Here is a 17,911-nt window from a genome sequence, read left to right on the forward strand (position 1 = left end):
GTAAAATAACTTCCTGTATTACACTCTAGTTACTGATGAGAAGGTGGCGTCTCACATTTTCAATTTTCCTTCCTTTGCCAGCTGCCTTAGCACGTCGTCTATCTCCTGTCTGCTCATTATCTTGAATTTCCTGGAGCTGGCGTCAACGTAGCCGGCCTCGATGAACTCACTAGAGGGCTTTACATCAAGTACCGAGGCTATAGCCTGTATTCCGAGCTTGATCGTCTCCTCTACGCTCATGTCGTACTTGTAGTTCTTCTCCATGAACTCCGATACCGCGTTGGCTTTCTCACCGATGGCCACGGCGTAGTAGCTGAGGTATCTCCCACTAGGCTCTGTCATGAAGAGTTGCGTACCCTGCTCGTCTATGCCTGCGAATATCACTGCTACACCGAAAGGTCTAACACCCGCGTGCTGCGTGTAAGCCTGCTTCACGTCGCATACCCTCTTCGCGAGGTACTCCACGGGGGCCGGTTCGTCGTAATACAGCCTGTGCAACAAGGCGGCCTGCCTAGCATACTCGATCAAGACGCGCCCGTCGCTCGCGATGCCGGCAAAACTCGAGCCAACGTGGTCGTCTATTTTGAATATCTTCTGTATCAAATTCTCGTCAACTAAGGGCGCTATTTTCTTCTTCTCCACAACAACCATTGCCGCCGTCTTGCTCTTCAGCCCGACTGTAGTCCAGCCTCTTCTAACAGACTCGAAAGCGTACTCGACCTGGTATATACGCCCGTCCGGCGAGAATATCGTGATCGCCCTGTCGTAGGCTGCCGCCGATATCCCGAAGCTCATCTAAACCACCGCTGATTTGTACTCAATGAATCAAGGGTTTTATAAGAATTGGGTCTCAAGCCGTTGTCGGCACGATTAGTGCGGGGGGTGGGATTTGAACCCACGCAGGTCTACACCAGCGGATCTTAAGTCCGCCCCCTTTGGCCTGGCTCGGGCACCCCCGCTCTCAACAAGTATCTTACTTAACCTGGGTTTTAAGCTTGAGACGAGAACTCAGTTCGTCGCGAGTTCTTCACCCGTCGTGTTGGAGCGGCTTCATCATCTTGTGAAGACTATAGCAGTTCAGAGTTATTAAACTAGGCACTCAACCAAGCTTCTTCTTCGCAGACTTAAACGTGCCCGATATACCGACCGGTATAACTTTGAAGCCCAGCTCGCTAGAAGCCGCTAGAGAAGCTAGAAACTCGACCTTAAACCTGCCATTGAACTTCACTATAGCCTTACACCCGCCCGGGTCGAAGTATACAACCTTGGGGTCTATACCAGCTAAGTAGACAACTCCGAAAGACCTCATCACGACCGATCTCAAAGCCTTCTCCAGCTCCCCCGTTTCCTTGAAGCGGCCTGGAGGGTAGTACATTATGGCGAGGTACCTCTTCCTGTACCTTCCAACTTTCCTGGCCCGCATAAACCACGTAAGCGCCTTACAAACCACCGTCGAGTCCGAGAGAAGTACGAGAACAGTGACGAGAGAAATTCCCGACAGTACTATGGAGAGGACCGATAACAACTGGTAGATGTCCACGTCAAATCGCCGTCCTCGTGAGTACTTTGTAAGGATTCGTAGAGAGCATTGCCTTTGCCGCCTCGTAGTCTACGTCTAGTAGTTTCACGATAAACGACAAGACCACCAAGGGGTGGTGGTACTCGAGAATGCCGCTAGCACCGCTCGATATTATGATCGGCACCTTCCTGGAGATCATCAACTTGAGCCTTTTAACGAATCCCGCGAGACTGCTCTCGTTTGCCCCCCTTATCTCCGTAAACGGTACTTCAAGAGGCTTGTCGTAGTACTTCATAACCGACGCCTGCTTCTTGTCAAACAACACCTGGTTCCTCGACGTCATGACAATGCTGTCGACGCGCCTATCGTGGGCTACCCACCTTGCTACTTCGACGTTTAGCGGTACGACGCTCACAACGGTTTTAGGTCCCTTGAGACCGCCAAGAGCGCTCTTGAGATTGCTTATGCTGTCCGAGACTACGACGACCTTCGAGAAAACGTTGGGGTCCAACGACGCCTCGCCCGAGTCTAACCCCTCGACTGAGACGACCTTGTACCCAAGCCTCCTAGCCTCGTCTACTAGCTTGTAGTCTTTCAGCCACAAGTCGATTAGCGTAGAACCACCCCTATGTTCGCAGAGCCTCCTACCTCACTCCCCGGAGATCGAGTCGAGAAGCGACCTTAACTCGTTCACGTTCTTTAAGCCCTTGAAGTGGACGACTACCTTGACCACGTCGTCGGCGTCGTTCAAGACAAATTTGCCCTGGTATAGGCTCTGCTTGTCGAGTCTCACGAAAAACCTCCCAGTTCTCCCATCGAACCTCAGGTCTAGCGAGGCGTTTAGCAGAGACCTATCGCTCTTGCTCAGGTTTCTCAGTATGTTCTCGAGCACTCCTCTCTCTCCGACTCTAATCTTCATGACCTTTATCCTATTCCCGTAGAAGCCCTCCAGGTCTTCTTCTTCGACTCTCACGCGGTCTCTAAGCTCGGCAGGTATAACGTTGTGGAGAGCTACCAGGACTTTCGAACAATCCTCTGTCGCGTGGCAGTGTGTAGATACCTCTACTTCTCTTACACCGAGTCTTACTTCTTCTTTTCTGCCTCGCTCCAAGGTTCTCTTGCTCCCCTGCTAGCCTCGTGCCTCTTCTTCAGCCTCCTCTCCTTGGCTTTCTTCTTCCACTTATGCTTGTGAGTGCCTTTCAGCCCCCGACTCTTCCTCAGCCCCCTAATTTTCTTGCCGGCACTGGTCAGACCCCTGAACACCCTCCCTCTGTTCTGCGGTTCGCAGACCCAGTTTACCTCCGGGTCTTTACAGATAGACGGGTGGTGGGGGTCGACGAGTATGACCTCGTACCACTTGTATCTGCCGTCCTCACCGACGTAGTAGCTGTTTAGCACCTCCAAGCCCGGGTGCTTCCTCGCGGCTCTCTCTTCTGCTATCAGTCTCAGGCTCTTCGCAGGCGCGTAACCATAGACACCCATCCGCTTGGGCCTACGGCCACTCGAGGGCCTCTGCTTCCTTAGTCCCCCCTTCCTTACTCTGACCCTTACCACAATAAACCCTACTTTAGCTTTGTAACCAAGCTCTCTCGCTCTGTTAATACGAGTAGGCTTCTCCACCCTGCTTACAGCCGGCTCTCTCCTCCACTTCATCAGCCGCTCTCTCATCAAGTCTTTCATGGCTCCTTCGTAGGGCTTCTTCCACAGCATCGCAATGTAGTGGTACATGCTCTTGGCCATTCGGCCCACCGCTACCTGACTCTACACTCTAACCGTTATACAAGCTTAAAAAACTTATATAAGACTGGATCGGGCCACACTTTTTAAGAGGGCGTACCCACCCCCTAAATGTTGTAGTGGAGTATCATGCCTCCACCAGAGCGCCTCATCGGTATTGTGGGTAAGACGAACGTCGGTAAATCAACGCTCTTCTCCGCTATGACGCTCGCGACAGTGAAGATAGCGAACCACCCGTTCACCACTATCGAGCCCAATGTAGGAGTTGGGTACGTCAGGATAAGATGCGCCCACGTAGAACTGAACCTACCTTCTTGTAACCCCAGGGCGGGTGCCTGTACTAGGGGCGAGAGGTTTGTGCCGGTAAAGATAATGGACGTGGCTGGACTGATACCAGGGGCTAGCCAAGGTAGAGGGCTTGGCAACAAGTTCATGGACGACCTTCGCCAAGCAGACGTGCTGATCCACGTAGTTGACGCGGCCGGATCCACCGACCCCGAGGGGAGACCTGTACGGCCTGGCTCGTTCGACCCTGTGGAAGAGGTCAAGCTAATTCAGGCCGAGATAGACGAGTGGTTCTGGGGCGTCGTCAAGAAGCTCTGGGAGACTAAAATCCAGCGGAGCCTTCACAGTACCGTGGACCAGGTCGACCTACTAGCGAGAAGCCTATCGGGGTTATCCATAAGGAAACAACACGTCGTCGAGGCTCTTAGAGAAGTGGGTTTGGAAAACAAGAACCTGAAGAACTGGTCACCGGACGACGTCAGGTCCTTCAGCCTAGCTGTGAGAAGGCTGAGCAAGCCGATAGTTATAGCAGCCAACAAGATAGATGTGGCGGAGGCTAGGGAGAATGTTAGGAGGCTCGTGGAGGTCTTCGGCGAGGGAAGCGTAGTACCTGTAAGCTCCCTCGCAGAGTTGTTGCTGAGGAAACTCGCAGCAGACGGAGCCATAGAGTACCTGCCCGGAGACTCCTCGTTCAGGGTTGTCGACGAGAAGAAGCTGTCGGGACAGTACAAGAGAGCGCTGGAGCTCATAGAAGAGAGCGTCTTAAGAGTCTATGGTAGCACCGGGGTTCAGCTGCTGTTGAACAAGGCTGTATTCGACGTGCTACGCCTAATACCCGTCTACCCTGTCGAGGATGCTAACAAGTACACAGACCACCACGGGAATGTGTTACCCGATGTCTACCTAGTGCCATGGGGGACCACAGCCAAGGAGCTCGCGTACATGATACACACAGACCTGGGTGAAGGGTTCTTGTACGCCATCAACGCACGTACTAAGGAGAGAGTCGGCGAGGACTACCAGCTCAAATACGGCGACGTCATTAAGGTCGTCTCAGCCAAGTCGAGACGTTGACGTCTAAGGCGCCGTCACCTGTTCTTCCTTAAGGACTTCCAGTAGCGTTGAGCCGCCTTGTAGTAGTAATCGGGAGACTTCCTCTCACCGAAGTACGCTAACCCGTGCTCTCGAACCGCTCGTTTCAGCTCCTCGCCTTCCTCTAGGGGTATCTCGCCGCGCCTCACCAGGTACTCTATAACCTCTACTGCCTCGCTCTCGTCCCTACACCTCCTCAAGTAGTCGTAGACGTTGGGGAGATAACCATGCCACGGATCGGAGAACCCCTGGTCTACGGTCAGCCTGATACCCTCATATTGCCCGTCCAGTATCTCTTTCGCGAGGTTCGGGTACTTTCTTCTGAATTCATCAGTGCTCATTCTCAAACTTCATCACATCAACTCTTGCCTTAGTCTCGGGCTTTAATATCGTTTTCTGCGGCACGTCGCTCGTAACCACAACTCCTGGATATATCCACGAGAAGGGCCCCACCTTCACCCCCGGCATTAGCGAGACGTTTACGCCGGTCTTCGCGTAGCCCCCAATCACGCTGCCAAGTTTTTTCCTACCGGAGTCGACAACCTTGTCCTTAATCCTCATCTTAACGGTTTTTTCGTCGAACCTCAAGTTAGCCGTGACCGTCCCTGCCCCTAGGTTCACTCCCTCGCACACAACACTATCCCCAATGTAGGCCAAGTGGTTTGCGTGGACGTTCTCGAATATAACGCTCTCTTTCACTTCAACGGAGAAACCAATCACTGAGCCGTCGCATATCACGCTGTAAGGTCTAAGCCTAGCAGAGGGGCCTACCCTCACTCTCCTGCCTACGTAAACCGGCCCCTCGATGTAGGTGAACGCCTTTATCTGGCTCTCCTCGCCTACGTAGACGTCACCGTGTATCACGACGGGTTGCTCTACGACTCCCTTTATGTTTTGTCCTCTCAGGACGCTGAGGGCGGTTTTATTTGCCTCGATGACCTGCCACGGCAACCCTATGTCTATCCAGCTCCCTCTCGGCGCTGTAACAACCCTCACATCGCTTACGCTCGCTATCTTGTTGACTATGTCTGTGAACTCTAGCTCTCCACGCGGGCTCAACTGTATGTCCCTGTTCGAGAGTATATCGCCCACCCTAAGCTTGTACACCCCAGCGTTTACCACTTTAGAGAGGTGCTCCTTGGGCTTCTCTAAGATTTTACCTAGCAAGTCTTCGCCTTTTGTTAACAGCACCCCGTACTGGCTGGGGTCGTCCACCTCCGCGCCCAGTATCACGTTGCCCTCTCGCTTGGCTACCTCGAGTAGCAACCCCGGTTTACTCAAAAACACGTCCCCATATACGATGAGAACGTCCTCTTCCTCCTCGGCCTTTTCCACGGCCCTCAAGACAGCGTGGGCCGTGCCAAGTTGTTGCTCCTGTTCCACCGTCCTTATTTTCTTGCTTGCCGCCGTCTTCGATAGAAACTCTATTACCTTGTCTTTCATGTCGCCCACTACAACTATAACTTCGTCGACTAGACCGCTCAATCCCTCGATCCACTCGAGTTGCCACGCGAGTAGTGGTTTACACAATATTGGTATCAGAGGCTTAGGCCTGGTCTCGGTGATCGGTCTCAGTCTCTCCCCTTTACCCGCGGCTAGTATCACCGCTTTCAAAATAAACCACTGTGAGCACTATATGTAGCCTACTCGTAAAAAGTCTTACACGGCACCCTTCTGTATCGGTGATACAACCTTGGCCGGCTGAGGACCGGTGGGGCCGGGTACCATTAGGAGCTTGCTCTTGTAAACCTCTACTCTTCTAACCGGGTATATCTTCCTAGCCCTCTCGGCTATGTCGGCGGAGACTTTGCCTCCCAGTATCTCGTTGATCAGCTCGTCCAGTGTTAGGCTCGACGCCTTCTCGAATATGTACTCTCTCATAATCCTCCTGATCGCCCTCTTTTGGCTGGTGTTACACCTAAAGCTTGTCAAGGTGACGATCGTTAGCCTGACAACATAGCCGTCCTTTGTCGTAACGTCGAAAATCCCCTGAACCTTGCTACTCTTCCTCCTTATAAGGCTTCTCATGTAGTCTCTAGCCAGCTCGTGGCCCTTGAACCTGGTAATGGCCTGGTCGCCTTGAACGTCGACCACCTGGAAGTACAGCTTCACGTGAACCTGCGATATGTCGCCCGTTAGATCATACAGTGTAGTCTCAACAGTCCTACCGATCAGCTTCATCGGGTCATCGGACGGTGTGGTAGCCAGAACAACGCCTCCGAACGATTGGGGTGCCACTATGCTGAACCACTTCTTCAACTTCCACTTGTCCTTGATCACTCCCTTTCTGGCAGCCATGTAAGCATCCCTTCTCTTCGGGTTATAAAGCAGATTAGTTTACTAACTTTTAAGCTTTCAGTGCACTAAGTCCCCTATTTTGACCACTACGCTCACTAGCGCGAGCACTTCGTCTATTGTCCCCTTAACCGTGTTTAAGCAGGTCTCCTTACTTTGGCATTTAACCTCCAGAATGTAAACCCCCTTACCGTCCCTCTCGACTACGCGATCCTCTATATACAGGTCGCGACCAGGGTACTCGTTGTCAGGCTTAAGCGAGACGTATACAGACCTTGCCTCCCTTGCGTCTAGCTCGATACTAAGCCTTAACGAGACTTCCATCCTCTCTTACCCTACACAGCTGGTCGGGACCGCAGCTATCGTACACCTCCTCCACCGGGTAGCCGGCTCTCAAGAGCTCACCGACGTTCGTCATCAACTCCCCGTCCCTTCTGACAATAATCGGCTTCCTGGACTCGATCGGGTAGATGAACCTCAGCGCCTCTACGAGCAGTTCAGGCCTAGTCATCGGCTCGGGCATCTCAACAACTCTACTGGGGCTGGTGAGGGGGGTAGAAATAGCCCTGGCTACTGTGTCGATTGCGTCCTCGTATACGTTGAGAAAGTCGTAGGCGAGTCTCTGGTGGAGCGTCACCTCGAGTAGTTGGTAAGGCGCCCCCTTTACAAGGCTCAGGTACACCAAGAAGGCCCCCAGCAACTCGACGAGGTCGACTAGAGTCCCATTTATTGTCGTCGTGTAAACGTAACCAACCAGCCTACGCTCTATTTTCTCTTTAAGAGCTTTGTCGCCCACGATATTCGACTCCAGCAACAGGATGAACTTCCTCAGTAGGTTTGGGTCCTGCTCAACCCCAGTCTCGGAGGCCCTCACTGTCGGCTGCAACTTTAGCTCCGCCAGCATTTTCATTACGACATCCTCTCTACCAGTTAAGCCGGGCAAGGGAGGGATTATCGTTCTCGTCAACGCCTTCAGTATACTCACTCTCTTGTACCCCCATAGCCTGAAGCCCAGTTCTTGCTCTATCAAGCCCTTGGTTAAGAGCTCGTTGAGAATCGATTTCTCGACTCCTTTAGGGCCCTCCCTCCCGACATCCACGCCCTCGTAAACGCCGGCCGCGACGGATAAGACCTTGTCCCAGGCATGAACGCCGAACTTCCTCTCCATCTCGTAGACGATAGACCCTGTCAACGTAGAGTTCGGTTGCTTGCCCAGGACGATGGCCTTAGCCCCCTTGGGCTGTGGCAGGCCTAGAAGGGCGACTTCCTCTTTCGCTTCTAATATGCTCGTAGTGTCGAAGCTGATGGCGACATCGACGCCGCGCTCAGGCAAGTTGTGGAGCATAGTACTAGCTGCTAGAATAGAGTCGATGTCTATGCGGGGTACTACTCTTATAAAACTCTTCGAAAACACCTGCTCAATAGAGCTCAAGCAAACCCCTCCAGACTGTCCAGCCGAAAACGTGTACACCGGTAATTGCCTGCTTGCGTGCCCCTAGCCTGCACCTCAAGTTTATATCCCGCGAGGCCTAATTTAAGAAGATGACGCCGCGCCGATGAAGAGGGAATCCGGGTTTAAGCGTAGACCGAGCGTGCTGACGAGGCCCGCTACTGAGGTTCGACCCTCATCCAGCTTCTTTAGGCCTCCACAGCTCCCTCATTCTCCTTCTCTTCAGCTTATCCATCTCTCTCTCAATGTATGAATAGACCGTACTGTGCCTCCTACCCTCGATAAGCATCTCTACCGCTGTCCTCGCAACCTGGGCTGACTCGTAGTCGCCTATGATCGCTATATTGTTGTCGTATACCGAGATAAACGTGCCAGTCATCTCCTCTAGAACCCTCCTTGCTTTACCCCCTTCCCCGATCACCCTTCCCAGGACCCTCTGTATATGGTTAGGCTTGTCGCCTACGTGCTGCTTGAGCTCGATAATCATCAAGACCTGGTCTTCCCCTAGGAGGCTCATGGCTCTGTCGGGTGAGAAACCGCTGGCGATCGCTTTGACGATCTCCCTAGCCTTCATCAGCTCATACGTCGTTGTTGAAGGAAACGCTGGCTCAATTATGACCATACCGCTGGTCGAGTCCACGGTTATCCTGGTCCTAGTCTTCTCCTCGATCTCTCTCTTAACCCTCCCCTCGTTACCTATCAGGACTCCAATCCTCTCCAAGGGGATTTTCTCGTAGAGTTTCGTGACCCCTATAATCATTCTACCTTTCTCTTCCCCAGACATTTGAGTAGTACCTCGAGGATACTATTAGTGTCTTTAACGCTATTAAGCCCTACCTCGTCCTTGAAGAAGCTCTCTACTCTCTCTACGTCTCTCTTTAGGAATTCAAGCGCGTTGGGGTGGCCAACGTCGAGTGCTTGGCTAACGTCTATTATGACCACGTCCGCGTCGGGAGTCACCATGATGTTGAACTCTGACAAGTCGCCGTGGACCAGCCTAGCCCCGCAGACCATTTTCTCGAGCTCCTCCAAGACTCTGCCATGTATCTTCTCGAGCTCCTCCAACTCTAGGTCTTTATAAGCTTCGACCAGCAGCGGGTATCTTAAGCCGTCCTCGCCTATGAACTCCATTACGAGCACGTTGTTGTAGACGCTAATAGGCCTTGGAACCCTCACGCCCGCCTCGTAGAGCCTCGCCAAGTTCCTGAACTCTTTCCTAGCCCAGGCGTAGACGAGTTCACGCGTATTACGCGGCGAAAAGCCTGCGAACCTGGGGTCTCCCGCAATGTACTTCCACATCCCTTTCTTGAACTCGGCACTACTTGTCAGGTATATCTTCACGGCCACAGGTTTATCGTCGTAGGTGTAGCCTAAGTATACCCTTGACTCTTTACCAGCGCTTATAGTACCAGCCAGCCTCTTGATTACCCTCCTCCTCATCAACTCGACAACGTTCAGAACAGTTCTGGTGTCAAAAACCTCTTCTACGGTCTCGAATAAATCGTCGTCTTTAATTCGCTTCTCATAACCCCCAGTCATACAAGTTCACTGATCGCGTCGATAAACTCCTTCGTCACAATACCCTTCTCCATCAGCTTCTCCAGCTCACTCCTACCATACTTGTACAGTACCTCGCCTTTTTCGGGAGAGAAGTCCCACACGCCCGCGAGCACTATGTCTCCCTCACTAATCCACACGCGCCTCCTCATTTTCCCCGGTATTCGCAGCTTCCTGTCAACCCCGTCCATGCACTTAGCCAGCAAGTAGTCGCCACCGAGGTGTTTGATGACACCGCAAATTATAGTCCCCTCGCTGGGAACAGGTGGTTCTTTACTGCTCGGTTCCCCAACTGATTTCTTCGACAGTATAATCACCCTATTGACCATACTTCAAGACATACTCTTTATCATCTATAACAAGTATTTTAACGTAATCACCCTGCTTGACCTGAAACGGTATGTTTGACAGCAGGAACTCCTTCACCTCCCCCGAGTCGCGGTTCAGCAAATAGACCATCGACTTGTCCACAGCGACTACCTCGTACACTCCCTTAACGTAGTAGTTCTCGACGATGGGTAGACGCCCACTCCAGTACTCCGACAACGGTACAGTAGTTCTCCTAGCGGAGGAAACCGCTTCTAACTGGACCCCTCTTACGTCGAGCTTCTTCACCACCCATAGCTCGCCGCCGTATCTGACTATAGAGCCCTCTGTAATATCGGGAAGCCTTACCGAGAAAGTGTGTATACCCTGCCAAACACCTTTCCGCGAGTCGTACCTGGTCGACTTGAAGGTTTCTTTCACATGACCCCCTAGCAACCTAGCCAGCTCGTATGCTAGCCTCCGAGCAGGAAGCTGGTCGACGAACCTTATGTCAAACCCGTTAGGGGCGTCCTCCAAGTCTACCAAGTACTCGCTATAACCCGGGTTCGACCTGATGACCTCCTCAACCAAGCCTCTGTGAGCTTGAGCATTAACTCCTCTGACTTGTACCACAGCCGAGATTTTCCTGCTGGCACGGGCCAAACACCGCGGGCATATGGTTCTTGAAACGGCAATCCTGACGTCCTGGTTGAACTGCGCGAAATGCCTCTGGTTCAGGACTGTCCCAAATAACCAGTTCTGGACGTAAACCCCTTTAGCAGACTCCCTAGGCTCGCCCGAGGGCTCCACCGAGATCAGCTCAGCCGAGGATATCATGTACTTGGCCTGGTTGTCGAGGAGGTACCTCCTGACCACGTTCTCCATGCTATCCTGGTGCCACTCGCCTTTATAGAATATTGAGCCGCACCTGCTACAGACCTTTAGCTCCAGGGAGACTTGTTTAGTAAAGGGGTTCCCAATCTTCCTGAAACAGTCTATGCAGTAGCCGTTGACGTAGTCTTCGTCAGGGACCTCTCTACCGCAATTAAGGCAGTACCTCACTACGACCCACCGCACCTAGGACGCCTACAAGGTTACGAACATAGCTACTTTAACGCCGTTCACAACGAGCACGGTGTCCTCTCTGACAAGGCCCTCACTTACAGCTCGCCCCACGATACCGTTGCCCACGATGTTCGCCATACTAGCCTTCCTTAGAACTTTCACGGCTTTATCAACGTCCAAGACCTCTCCTTTAAAGAAAGACGGGTCCACGTAGAAGTTGATGCCCCGTGACTCGTCCACGAGCCTAAGCCCTAAAACGTCCTCGTCGCACGCCGCTACAAAAAGCCCGCTCTCCGTGTTGTAGGCCTTGACGTACACCCTCACCGCGGCTTCGCGATCGCTCATTTGAACGCCTCCAGTGTCGTCTCGGCGCCGCACGCCTCACACTTGAGAACAAAGACCTTACCCTTCCTTATCAGCTTGGTGTGATAGCTACCACAGGTCGGGCATCTAACGTACTTCTTCACGAACATGTCTAGGAACTTGTTAATCACTATAGCATTGAACTTACCCTGCAACACCAGTTGGCCCGCCTCGTTGATCACGGCCGGCACACCCAGCTCCTTGATGTAGTAGTGCTGGAGGAGAGACTCGTCGCGCGCTAGAACATCGGCTATTTTCCTGAAGTTCGTTATTATCGTCTTACCGCCTACAACTGTAACTTCTGCCTTAGGCACCTCGAAGACTTCGCCGCTACTTGTCCTCTGCGGTAGCCTACTGTAGGCTCTCTCGAGTAGTTCCTCGTAGGCGTAGTCCCTAGCACGTTTTGACATCAAGACCACGCTCCTAGATTTAATGGTTAATAGGGCTTTAATAACTCTCATTCAAAACAACGTTGAGGAAAACCAGATGAGAGTATACATCGAGACCTATGGATGTGCTTTGAACAAGAGCGACGAGGCGTTAATGAAGAGGGTTCTCACCGGTAGAGGGCATAGTATAGTAGACGACCCTACCAGCGCTGATGCCCTAGTGATCAACACGTGTACTGTGAGGCTCGATACCGAGTATAGGATGGCGAGGAGGATCGGCGAGCTGTACAGGCTAGCTAAAGAGGGCGGTAAAAAGCTAGTGGTTGCGGGCTGTCTCGCCAAGGCCCAGCCCTACAAGGTGGCTAAGCTGGCGCCTGACGCCAGTATCGTCTCGCCCCAGAACGCCGACAAAATACACCTCGCGGTCGAGTCCAACTCTAGAGTCGTCTTGCTGACAGGGCTTAGGAGCAGGGGGGCTATAGGGGTCTTGTTGACGGGTAGAGTAGCTCCAATACCCGCACAAGAGGGTTGCCTGGGCAACTGCACTTTCTGCATCGTGAAACACGCTAGGAGGGTGCTCGTAAGCCACCCTATCGAGAGCGTCAGGAGGGCTGCCGAAGAGGCCGTCAGGCTCGGTGCTGTGGAGATAGAACTCACCGGCATGGACCTCGGCACATACGGCATCGACCTATACAAGACACGGAAATTGCCGGAGTTGATCGAGTCCGTGGCTGAGGTCGAGGGGAACTTCATGGTGAGGGTCGGCATGCTCAACCCCGAACACTTGAGCTACATCCTAGACGACCTCGTCGAAGCCCTAAAGCATAGGAAAGTCTACAAGTTCCTCCATATACCCCTCCAATCGGGCAGCAACAGGGTACTGAGACTTATGGGGAGGAACTACACCGTTGAAGAGTACATCGATTACGTCGAGGAGCTGAAGAGCAAGATCCCAGGCATTAGTATCGCCACCGACATACTCGTCGGCTTCCCGCACGAGACGGACGAGGACTTCCAGGCCACGGTAGAAGTCATCAAGAAGCTGAGGTTCGAGAGGGTGCACCTAGCGGCTTACAGTATAAGACCTAGGACGTTAGCCTCGTCTCTACCCCAGATCCCAACTCAGACTAAGAAATCACGTGTACTCCAAGCCCTGAGGGTAATAGAGTTGGTGGGGCTCGAAGACAAACAGAGGTACGTCAACACGGTCCAGAGCTGCTTCACCACAGAAAAGGACAAGGGCTGGGTGTGTAGGCTTGAGAACTACATACCGGTCGTCCTGAGATCGGGGGAGGATCTAGACTACGGGAGGTGGGTAAAGGTAGCTATTAGTGAGGCCACATTCTTCGACTTACGCGGCTACGTAATAAACTAGACAGCTCTGCCCAACGGCTTCCACGCGTATTCTCAAGTACCGCCTAGAAGCGGGCGTAGTATCCTCGCTACAGGGATTCGTCCTCGAGGAGAAATATCCTGCTCAAGCGGGCCCGCGGGGATTCGAACCCCGGGCCTCCGGCTTAGAAGGCCGGCGCCCTATCCTGGCTAGGCGACGGGCCCGCCTTTATGCTTCTATGAGTTAACCCGGTTTAAAAGAATGAGCGCGACGCCTTCGAGGCTATTTACTGGAGCAAATAGCCCTCTCGATGACGTGGTTGATGAGACCGGGGTCTGTGGGCTTGAATAGTTTGATTATCACGTGGTCTGGCTTACCCCCGCCTTTACCGTACTGACCGAGCTCCTTTACCACTTTTGTGAGGTCCAAACCACTCTCCCTCGCCTTATTAGGGTCTACCGCTACCTCGAGTAGGTCGCCCATTAAGACGACGACCATTGCCCTCCTCTTCAAGGCGGCCTCTTCAACGACCTCCTTCCTAAGCGCCTCGTCTTCTATCGGTATGGGGACGAAGTAGTACTCGAACCCGCAACTCGTTCTCACAACGTTCCTCTCGAGGAGGATTTCCTTGAGGAAACTCCTGTACCTACCTAAGAGCGAGGTCTTTTCCTTGAGCTCGCTCACTGTTCTCTCGGCAGCCGCGACTATGTTGTCCCCGCCTAGGATACTTAGGGCTTTCTGCTCTTCTTCCACGAAGTCTCTCATGACCTCGGGTATCCTGGTTGCCGATACAAACTCCAGCCTGACAACGCCCTCCTGTATCCTGTCCACGTTGATTATCTTTATCCCGCCGACCTCGGCTGTGTTCTTGACGTGCGTCCCGTAACACGCTTGAGCGTCGAAACCTGGTATCTCGACGACTCTTACGTTACTCGAGTAGACCGAGCCGCCCTGGTACAGCCTGATCCCGTACTTCTTCTCCGCGTCGAACCTACTCAAGGTGTTGACGTTTAGGTCGATCCTTAAGTCGACTATTCTATTAGCCTCTTTCTCTATGGCGTCAACATCCTCTTTTGTCAGAGGCTTGTAGTGGGTTACGTCTAGCCTAGCCTTCTCGACGGTCTTCTCGGCGCCGGCTTGCCAAACGTGTTCTCCAAGTACCTTCCTGGCGGCGGCGAGAACTAAGTGAGTTGCTGTGTGGTGTCTCATAAGCCTGTACCTCCTGCCCCAGTCAACCTCGACTACTACGGCGTCACCTGGTCTAAGAGAGGGCTCGCGGTCTAGCACGTGGACTATGACATTCCCGAACTTGTAGGCCTCGACAACCCTGTAGACTTCTTTGCCAGACCTCACAATGCCCGTGTCGTAGTCCTGCCCACCCGACCTCGGATAGATCACTGTTCTGTCGAAGACCACCAGCCTGCCTTTAACGCCTAGCACTCTAGCCTCCGTGCTCTTCTTATATGGGTCGACGTGGAACTCCGGCACCGTCTCCCACAGGTTACTCACCCACTCGAACTCCTCCTGCTTCTCGACCTGCTTCGCTAGCCTTGGCGGCGCAGAGTGCCTCGCTGCCACGACCGAGTAGAAATCTGGCGGTAACTGGACGTTAATGCCCAGGGACCTGGCTTTCTCGACGACTATCTCCGGGGGTACACCGTAGGAGTCGTATATCGAGATCAGGTCTTCTAGGCTCAGCTGCTTCTTCCTGGATACGATTTTCCTAACCAGGCTCTCGCTCTCGACCAACATGTCAACGAACTTGCCTACCTCCGCCTGCGCCACTTCCAGGATGTAGTCTCTTCTACTAGCCAACTTGCCGAAGACGTAGTCCCCGATCCAGTAGTTTATCTGGGCGTTGATTAGCTCCAGTACAACGTCTCTTACCCTGCTAAGCTCCACGCCAGCGAGTAGTACGTTCCTGACGAGCCTTCTAGCCACTAGCCTCGCTAAGTAGCCTTCCCCCGTGTTCGACGGGACTATCCCGTCCGCGAGCATTAGGGCTAGCGTCCTCGTGTGGTCGAGTATAGAGTACGTGTAGACGCTCCTCTCCAAGTCTTTGGCGTACTCGCCGAAGCCCAACTTGGTAGCGAGGTCTAGGAGCTCGCTCACAGAGGATATCTCCTTGTCGCTAGTCTCGTACACGATCTTCTTCAAGACATCGCTGGGGGGCTCCTCGACCCCGAGGAGGTCTTTGAACTTGCCAACCAGGCTACCGTACACTGCGTGGAAGCCGGTCGGCGTCCTCTGGGAAAGCCACGTGATCCTCTCGATGCCATAACCGCAGTCGACGACTAGTACGGGGTTTTCTACCCACCTACCACCTGCGTCCTTATACTTCATGAATACGAGCGTAGCCACCTCTAAACCGTCGACCAGCACTTCGGGGGCCGGACCAGCGTTGCCCCCTCCCTCCCACCAAGACTCTTTGAAGACTATGTCGTCTAGGCTCAGCCCGATCTCCTTCGTGAATAAGTCTATCGTGTTATCGAGGACACCCTCAACCCAGTAAACAAACTTACCGGGCTTGTTAAAGGCGTGCATGCCCCCCATTTCGAAACTGGTCATGTGCCTACCGAAAGTCAGCCCGACGTTGTCTATGTCTGTCAGCCTGATCGACGGCTGAACTATAACGAGGGGGTTGTAAGGTGGGTCGACGAGACCGTCGGTCACGTGCGGCTGGAAGACTATTATCGACGCGATCGTCAAGTAGAGGTCGTCGCGCCACTTTGCTAGTACAGGGTAGGGGTCGACGACCCCGTGGCCTCTCTTTACGAGGAAGTCGATGAACCTGCTCCTAACCTCTCGGAGGGACAGAGGTCTCAGGTTCTTATAGTCCTTGTAGAGGAACTCGTACTTGGAGCACGGTCTGTCGGGGCACGTCTCTCGAGGCCTCGTACTCCACATGACTCCTTCGCACTTGACGCACCTGTACTTCTCGTACCCGTACTTCCTCAAGTACCCTAGGTCTATGCCGCTTGTAGACAAGAATACCCCCGGTAGGCATCAAAGAGTATAGAAACCCGCTGTTATATTAAAATACTTCTGCCGCTTCGTGGGAGTAGAACTGGATCGCGCTACATCCCGAAGAGGGCTCCGAGCCCTTCAGCCAGCTGCTCCTCGCTGATCGTCTCCTGCTTCTCCTCCTCTTTCTTCTCTTCCTCCTTCTTCTCAGCAGCAGGCTGCTGAGGCTGGGCCGGCTGAGCTACTGGAGCCGCCGCGACGGGCGCTGCCAGTGCCTGCTCCAGGACTTTGCCTATATCGATCGTCTTGAGCGCCGCGACGAGGGACTTAACCCTTACCTCGTCTACGGCTACACCAGCGGCCTCCAGGACCTTCTTGACGTTTTCCTCATTTATCTCCTTCCCGGCTCTATAGAGTAGTAGGGAAGCATAGATGTACTCTATAGGCATCACCTCTACACGCATTGTAGATTGTTTCAGGGCTTTTTAAATTAATGCGAGGGTTTTAAAACTATCGTGAACCAGTTAGGCTACATCCCGAAGAGGGCTCCGAGCCCTTCAGCCAGCTGCTCCTCGCTGATCGTCTCCTGCTTCTCCTCCTCTTTCTTCTCTTCCTCCTTCTTCTCAGCAGCAGGCTGCTGAGGCTGAGATGGCTGCTGAACCGCGCTGACCTTGAGTCCCAGTTCCGGTGCCTTCTCCGACACGGCCGCTGCTAGCGCCAGGGCCCTACTCTCAGCTACCCTGATAACGTGCTCTACGGTGTCAGGGGTCACGAAGGCTGCCTCTACTGCTAGGCCTAGCGCCTGTCTGTGGGCTTTCACCAGGGTTAGCCTTAGGATGTCGGGCTCCGGCCACGCTATCTCGACGCCTATCTTCAGGTAGTCCAGAACCGCGACCTTAAGGAGTTCTACGTACTCGTCGATGTTCAACGCGAGCTTCTCGCCGGGGATGACGACGCCGCCGTCGTAAGCTACCTTGACTCTCAGCTTGACCTCCTTCAAGGGGAGGTCGAGTTTCTGGAGTAGGCTCGCTAGCTCAGGTGATATCTGGTCACCCGGTTTAGCCACGACCGTGTCTTTGGCTACTTGAATGGAGTTCCCAACTACTTTTGTCGGTATTTTAAGCCTCCCGAATACGCTCAACATAGGCCCTGGAGGTATGCCTGTGTCCCCCTCCGGTATAACGATCTCGCTCGACGCGACGTCGCCGGGCTTGTAGTACGTGTACGACTTGTGTTTCTCGAGAAGGCTGTTGAGCTCGAACGAGTTGATGTCCGACAATAGGAGGGCGACCTGGCCCGTCAAGTACTTCGTTAAACCCGTCTTCTCTGGGTCTATCCCGGCTTCCCTTAGCGAGATGGCTAGTAGCTTCGGCTTTACGACCTTGATAAATGCTACCTTGCCTATCTTCTTTCTCAGCTCCTGAAGCTTGTTCGTAGGGAAGCCTGTGAGGTCCGCTATGAGGATCGTTTTGTGCCTCCTGATCTCGTCTGCTAGCTCCTTTACTTGCTTGACTTTCCACCCAGGGACCTCCCTCTTCTGCACGAGGGCTGGCACA

At 53.3% G+C, this 17,911-nt stretch carries 21 protein-coding genes and 2 tRNA genes; 2 read left to right on the top strand and 21 right to left on the bottom strand.

Annotated elements, in window-relative coordinates; all coding sequences use genetic code 11:
• Window positions 1–51: 51 nt before the first annotated feature.
• The 6 genes from psmA to WLZ34_RS02800 form a co-directional block, all read right to left on the bottom strand.
• Entirely contained in the window at window positions 52–795 is a 744-nt protein-coding gene (gene psmA, locus WLZ34_RS02775; RefSeq protein ID WP_434731779.1) for an archaeal proteasome endopeptidase complex subunit alpha, read from the bottom strand.
• A gap of 79 nt (window positions 796–874) precedes the next feature.
• Window positions 875–959 (bottom strand) — tRNA-Leu (locus WLZ34_RS02780).
• A 140-nt stretch (window positions 960–1,099) separates the two neighbouring features.
• Window positions 1,100–1,540 (bottom strand): Rpp14/Pop5 family protein, encoded by a 441-nt coding sequence (locus tag WLZ34_RS02785; protein ID WP_434731780.1) that lies wholly within the window; start codon window positions 1,538–1,540, stop codon window positions 1,100–1,102.
• A gap of 1 nt (window position 1,541) precedes the next feature.
• Complete coding sequence (locus WLZ34_RS02790; protein WP_434731781.1) at window positions 1,542–2,123, bottom strand: RNase P subunit p30 family protein; 582 nt, start codon at window positions 2,121–2,123, stop codon at window positions 1,542–1,544.
• Between the two features lie 45 nt (window positions 2,124–2,168).
• A complete protein-coding gene (locus WLZ34_RS02795; protein WP_434731782.1) occupies window positions 2,169–2,630 on the bottom strand; it encodes an RNA-binding domain-containing protein in 462 nt (153 codons plus the stop codon).
• Window positions 2,603–3,259 carry a 50S ribosomal protein L15e gene (locus WLZ34_RS02800; RefSeq protein WP_434731783.1) on the bottom strand — a complete coding sequence of 219 codons (657 nt, stop codon included), beginning with the start codon at window positions 3,257–3,259 and terminating at the stop codon, window positions 2,603–2,605. The genes WLZ34_RS02795 and WLZ34_RS02800 overlap by 28 nt, the downstream gene beginning before the upstream one ends.
• Window positions 3,260–3,385: 126 nt before the next feature.
• Here WLZ34_RS02800 and WLZ34_RS02805 point away from each other — a divergent pair, with 126 nt between their 5' ends.
• On the top strand, window positions 3,386–4,615 hold the full coding sequence (locus WLZ34_RS02805; protein WP_434731784.1) for a redox-regulated ATPase YchF: 1,230 nt from the start codon (window positions 3,386–3,388) through the stop codon (window positions 4,613–4,615).
• 14 nt (window positions 4,616–4,629) lie between these two features.
• On the opposite strand, the gene WLZ34_RS02810 is transcribed toward WLZ34_RS02805, so the two are convergent.
• The 11 genes from WLZ34_RS02810 to WLZ34_RS02860 all read right to left on the bottom strand — a co-directional run bounded on the left by WLZ34_RS02810 (window position 4,630) and on the right by WLZ34_RS02860 (window position 12,079).
• Window positions 4,630–4,974 (bottom strand): DUF2095 family protein, encoded by a 345-nt coding sequence (locus WLZ34_RS02810; protein WP_428726559.1) that lies wholly within the window; start codon window positions 4,972–4,974, stop codon window positions 4,630–4,632.
• Window positions 4,964–6,238, bottom strand: coding sequence for a bifunctional sugar-1-phosphate nucleotidylyltransferase/acetyltransferase (gene glmU / locus WLZ34_RS02815; protein WP_434731921.1), 1,275 nt, complete (start codon window positions 6,236–6,238; stop codon window positions 4,964–4,966). The genes WLZ34_RS02810 and glmU overlap by 11 nt, the downstream gene beginning before the upstream one ends.
• A gap of 54 nt (window positions 6,239–6,292) precedes the next feature.
• Window positions 6,293–6,931, bottom strand: a complete 639-nt coding sequence (locus WLZ34_RS02820) for a 30S ribosomal protein S3ae (protein ID WP_434731785.1) — start codon at window positions 6,929–6,931, stop codon at window positions 6,293–6,295.
• A gap of 57 nt (window positions 6,932–6,988) precedes the next feature.
• Entirely contained in the window at window positions 6,989–7,252 is a 264-nt protein-coding gene (locus tag WLZ34_RS02825) for a KEOPS complex subunit Pcc1 (RefSeq protein ID WP_434731786.1), read from the bottom strand.
• A complete protein-coding gene (locus WLZ34_RS02830) occupies window positions 7,230–8,360 on the bottom strand; it encodes a hypothetical protein (RefSeq protein WP_434731787.1) in 1,131 nt (376 codons plus the stop codon). The genes WLZ34_RS02825 and WLZ34_RS02830 overlap by 23 nt, the downstream gene beginning before the upstream one ends.
• Before the next feature lie 193 nt (window positions 8,361–8,553).
• Complete coding sequence (locus tag WLZ34_RS02835; protein WP_434731788.1) at window positions 8,554–9,162, bottom strand: KH domain-containing protein; 609 nt, start codon at window positions 9,160–9,162, stop codon at window positions 8,554–8,556.
• The gene (locus tag WLZ34_RS02840; protein WP_428726554.1) at window positions 9,135–9,917 is read right to left on the bottom strand and encodes a serine protein kinase RIO; all 783 of its coding nucleotides are present in this window, start codon (window positions 9,915–9,917) and stop codon (window positions 9,135–9,137) included. The genes WLZ34_RS02835 and WLZ34_RS02840 overlap by 28 nt, the downstream gene beginning before the upstream one ends.
• Entirely contained in the window at window positions 9,914–10,252 is a 339-nt protein-coding gene (locus WLZ34_RS02845; protein ID WP_434731922.1) for a translation initiation factor aIF-1A, read from the bottom strand. Before WLZ34_RS02845 ends, WLZ34_RS02840 begins: the two co-directional genes overlap by 4 nt.
• 1 nt (window position 10,253) lies before the next feature.
• Complete coding sequence (locus WLZ34_RS02850; protein WP_434731789.1) at window positions 10,254–11,303, bottom strand: NMD3-related protein; 1,050 nt, start codon at window positions 11,301–11,303, stop codon at window positions 10,254–10,256.
• 24 nt (window positions 11,304–11,327) lie between these two features.
• Entirely contained in the window at window positions 11,328–11,651 is a 324-nt protein-coding gene (locus WLZ34_RS02855) for a DUF424 domain-containing protein (protein ID WP_434731790.1), read from the bottom strand.
• Window positions 11,648–12,079, bottom strand: coding sequence for a translation initiation factor IF-2 subunit beta (locus tag WLZ34_RS02860; protein WP_428726550.1), 432 nt, complete (start codon window positions 12,077–12,079; stop codon window positions 11,648–11,650). Before WLZ34_RS02860 ends, WLZ34_RS02855 begins: the two co-directional genes overlap by 4 nt.
• Window positions 12,080–12,155: 76 nt before the next feature.
• On the opposite strand from WLZ34_RS02860, the gene WLZ34_RS02865 reads away from it, so the two are divergent.
• Window positions 12,156–13,433 carry a tRNA (N(6)-L-threonylcarbamoyladenosine(37)-C(2))-methylthiotransferase gene (locus tag WLZ34_RS02865; RefSeq protein ID WP_434731791.1) on the top strand — a complete coding sequence of 426 codons (1,278 nt, stop codon included), beginning with the start codon at window positions 12,156–12,158 and terminating at the stop codon, window positions 13,431–13,433.
• Between the two features lie 107 nt (window positions 13,434–13,540).
• Here WLZ34_RS02865 and WLZ34_RS02870 read toward each other — a convergent pair.
• The 4 genes from WLZ34_RS02870 to WLZ34_RS02885 form a co-directional block, all read right to left on the bottom strand.
• A tRNA-Arg gene (locus WLZ34_RS02870) sits at window positions 13,541–13,615 on the bottom strand.
• Between the two features lie 58 nt (window positions 13,616–13,673).
• Window positions 13,674–16,379 carry an alanine--tRNA ligase gene (gene alaS, locus WLZ34_RS02875; protein ID WP_434731792.1) on the bottom strand — a complete coding sequence of 902 codons (2,706 nt, stop codon included), beginning with the start codon at window positions 16,377–16,379 and terminating at the stop codon, window positions 13,674–13,676.
• Window positions 16,380–16,468: 89 nt separating this feature from the next.
• Entirely contained in the window at window positions 16,469–16,798 is a 330-nt protein-coding gene (rpl12p, locus tag WLZ34_RS02880; RefSeq protein ID WP_428724020.1) for a 50S ribosomal protein P1, read from the bottom strand.
• An 86-nt stretch (window positions 16,799–16,884) separates the two neighbouring features.
• Window positions 16,885–17,910 carry a 50S ribosomal protein L10 gene (locus WLZ34_RS02885; protein ID WP_434731793.1) on the bottom strand — a complete coding sequence of 342 codons (1,026 nt, stop codon included), beginning with the start codon at window positions 17,908–17,910 and terminating at the stop codon, window positions 16,885–16,887.
• Window position 17,911 lies beyond the last annotated feature (1 nt).

The sequence above is a fragment of the Thermogladius sp. KZ2Tp1 genome (genome assembly GCF_051131135.1).
In the GTDB taxonomy this organism is placed as follows: domain Archaea; phylum Thermoproteota; class Thermoprotei_A; order Sulfolobales; family Desulfurococcaceae; genus Thermogladius.

Bases quoted from the DNA above. Each gene is read 5' to 3' on its own strand.
- psmA (WP_434731779.1), bottom strand. From the start codon at position 795: ATGAGCTTCGGGATATCGGCGGCAGCCTACGACAGGGCGATCACGATA.
- WLZ34_RS02800 (WP_434731783.1), bottom strand. From the start codon at position 3,259: ATGGCCAAGAGCATGTACCACTACATTGCGATGCTGTGGAAGAAGCCC.
- WLZ34_RS02805 (WP_434731784.1), top strand. From the start codon at position 3,386: ATGCCTCCACCAGAGCGCCTCATCGGTATTGTGGGTAAGACGAACGTC.
- WLZ34_RS02810 (WP_428726559.1), bottom strand. From the start codon at position 4,974: ATGAGCACTGATGAATTCAGAAGAAAGTACCCGAACCTCGCGAAAGAG.
- WLZ34_RS02820 (WP_434731785.1), bottom strand. From the start codon at position 6,931: ATGGCTGCCAGAAAGGGAGTGATCAAGGACAAGTGGAAGTTGAAGAAG.
- WLZ34_RS02825 (WP_434731786.1), bottom strand. From the start codon at position 7,252: ATGGAAGTCTCGTTAAGGCTTAGTATCGAGCTAGACGCAAGGGAGGCA.
- WLZ34_RS02835 (WP_434731788.1), bottom strand. From the start codon at position 9,162: ATGTCTGGGGAAGAGAAAGGTAGAATGATTATAGGGGTCACGAAACTC.
- WLZ34_RS02840 (WP_428726554.1), bottom strand. From the start codon at position 9,917: ATGACTGGGGGTTATGAGAAGCGAATTAAAGACGACGATTTATTCGAG.
- WLZ34_RS02855 (WP_434731790.1), bottom strand. From the start codon at position 11,651: ATGAGCGATCGCGAAGCCGCGGTGAGGGTGTACGTCAAGGCCTACAAC.
- WLZ34_RS02860 (WP_428726550.1), bottom strand. From the start codon at position 12,079: ATGTCAAAACGTGCTAGGGACTACGCCTACGAGGAACTACTCGAGAGA.
- WLZ34_RS02865 (WP_434731791.1), top strand. From the start codon at position 12,156: ATGAGAGTATACATCGAGACCTATGGATGTGCTTTGAACAAGAGCGAC.